Below are 1349 nucleotides of genomic sequence, written 5' to 3' on the forward strand. Positions count from 1 at the left end.
CCGCTCAGGCGCGCCGCCTATCTGTGCGAGCTGCGTGGTGCGCCGGTTCAAGCCGAGAACAACACGCAGATGCCCGCGGCCTTCCTGATGCAGCAGATGGAATGGCGTGAATCGCTTGACGACGCCGACGGCGAAGCCGCCCTCCAGGCACTGGACGACGACGCGGCGCAAGCCGAAACCTCTGCGCTTGCCACCGTGCAGCGTCTGCTCGACGAAGCCGGCGACGCGCCGGCTGCCGCATCCCAGGTCCGCGCGCTGATGTTCATCCAGCGCTTCCGTGCCGATATCGACCAGCGCCTCGCCGCGCTGGATGCCTGAACACCATGGCTCTTCTCCAAATCTCCGAACCCGGCGCGTCGCCCGACCCGCACCAGCGCCGCATCGCCGTGGGCATCGACCTCGGCACGACGCATTCACTCGTCGCCTCCGTTCGCCACGGCGTGGCCGAATGCCTGCCCGACGAGCAGGGCAGGGTCATCCTGCCGTCCGCCGTGCGCTACCTGCCAGAAGGCCGCCGCCAGATCGGCGCTGACGCGCTCGCGGCCCAGGCCGAAGACCCCGAGAACACCATCGTTTCGGTCAAGCGCTTCATGGGCCGCGGCCTGGCCGACGTGGCCAACCGCGAGCAGCTGCCCTACCAGYTCGAGGACCGTCCCGGCATGTTGGCCATTGCCACGCGCGACGGCGTGAAGAGCCCGGTCGAGGTGTCCGCCGAGATTCTGGCTACGCTGCGTTTTCGCGCCGAGGACAGCTTTGTCGACGACCTGTTCRGTGCCGTCATCACGGTGCCGGCCTACTTCGATGACGCCCAGCGCCAGGCTACCAAGGACGCCGCCGAGCTGGCCGGCCTCAAGGYATTGCGCCTCATCAACGAGCCGACCGCTGCTGCCATCGCCTACGGCCTGGACAACGCCAGCGAAGGCTTGTACGCGGTCTACGACCTGGGTGGCGGCACCTTCGACATATCGTTGCTGCGCCTGACGCGCGGCGTGTTCGAGGTCGTCGCGACCGGCGGAGATGCGGCTCTGGGCGGCGATGACTTCGACCGCGTGCTGGCCGACTGGGCGCTCGCCGATCGCGTCGTCGAATCTGCGCATGACAAGCGCGCCGTCCTCGTCGCCGCACGTGCGGCCAAGGAGGCGCTGTCTGACGCTGACTCGACCGAATTGGTCGCTGCGCTGGACGCGGGTGAACTGCGCGTGATCGTTTCGCGCGAGCAGTTCGAGCAACTGGCCCAACCGCTGATCGCCAAGACGCTTTCGTCCGTGAAACGCGTGCTGCGCGACGCCAAGGTGAAAGCGGCTGACGTGGCCGGCACCGTGATGGTCGGCGGCTCCACGCGCATGCCC

At 68.2% G+C, this 1349-nt stretch carries 2 protein-coding genes; both read left to right on the forward strand.

From position 1 onward, the window contains the following. Window positions 1-318, forward strand: a 318-nt coding sequence (locus AC1DU6_RS31350; protein WP_477862050.1) for an iron-sulfur cluster co-chaperone HscB C-terminal domain-containing protein, incomplete at its 5' end; no start/stop codon positions are given. A 5-nt stretch (window positions 319-323) separates the two neighbouring features. After that, a partial coding sequence (locus AC1DU6_RS31355; protein WP_477862052.1) for an Hsp70 family protein occupies window positions 324-1349 on the forward strand: 1026 nt, incomplete at its 3' end.

The organism is Roseateles sp. P5_B10, from assembly GCF_056400485.1.